The 1,301-nt window shown below is 53.5% G+C and carries 1 protein-coding gene; it reads left to right on the forward strand.

Annotation, left to right across the window (positions count from 1 at the left end; genetic code table 11):
* Positions 1–1,301: MATE family efflux transporter (locus ACI4N7_RS05990; RefSeq protein ID WP_439732442.1), on the forward strand; the 1,301-nt coding region annotated here is incomplete at both ends.

The raw sequence follows: 1,301 nt of genomic DNA on the forward strand, positions 1-1,301 counted from the left end.
CCGGTACTGGTGTGGAAAAACACGGTGCCTGCCATAGCCGCCATGATACTGGTCATGGTCTATAACCTGGCAGATACTTTTTTTATTGGAAAAACAGGGAATCCCTACATGGTGGCGGCAGTGTCCCTGGCCATGCCGGTATATCTCCTTTTTATGGCAGTGGGAAACATATTCGGTGCAGGCGGTACCAGTATGATTTCCCGATCCTTTGGGAAAGGAAACTGGAGAGAGGCTGCAGAAATCAGCGCATTCTGTTTCTGGGGCTGCCTGGCGGTGAGCCTTTTGATGACGGCAGGCCTTCTTGCATTCATGGATCCTCTGCTCTATACCATGGGGGCCAGTGATGACACCTTTGCCTATGCCCGGATTTATCTTGCCATTGTTACCGTTTCCGGGCCCCTGGTGACCTTTTCCAACTGCTTTGGCAGCATTATCCGTACAGAGGGGCGAGCGGTGAAGGCCATGATGGGCATGCTTCTCGGCAACCTGCTCAATGTGGCGCTGGATCCTTTCTTTATCCTGGTACTGGACTGGGGCACTGCCGGGGCGGCAGCGGCCACAGCCGTGAGCAACGGAGTCAGCGCTATATACTATGCTCTCTACTTGTCTCGGGAGGACACAAGATTATCCATCCATTACCGCAGTCTGGCTCTTCGGCAGGAAACGGTACAGGGGGTACTGTCCATCGGCATTCCGGCAGCCCTGGGGGATATGCTCATGAGCTTTTCCCAGATCATAGCCAACGGTCAGCTGGCGGCCTATGGAGATCTGGCGGTGGCAGGATATGGTGTAGCCTCCAAAATCACCATGATGACAGGCATGATGTCCATCGGCTTCGGCCAGGGAATCCAGCCGGTGCTGGGGTACTGCACAGGAAGCGGGGATCGGAAACGGTTTCGAAGCGTGCTCCGATTCTCCCTTATATCCTCTTCCTGCCTCAGTCTGGGCATGACTCTGGTCTGCTGGATTTTTACGGGAGAACTGGTTCATCAGTTTCTAAGCGATAAAGATGCCTACAGCTATGCCTTCCGTTTTGCCAGAATCCTTCTGACTACAGGATTTTTATTCGGTATCTTTTACGTACTTACCAGCACTCTGCAGGCCATGGGAAAGGGAACGGAAGCGCTCATTGCCAATGTCAGCAGACAGGGGCTCATTTTCATACCGGCCCTTTTCCTCTTTTCCAACAGGCTTGGCATGGACGGCATCCTGTGGGCCCAGCCCGTCGCCGATTTGCTTTCCCTCCTGCTGGTGGCATACCTGTGTTGGGAAGCCATACAGCGAAAAGGTTATGAAAGAAA

The sequence above is a fragment of the Dialister sp. genome, assembly GCF_051885895.1.
Classification (GTDB): Bacteria; Bacillota; Negativicutes; order Veillonellales; family Dialisteraceae; genus Dialister.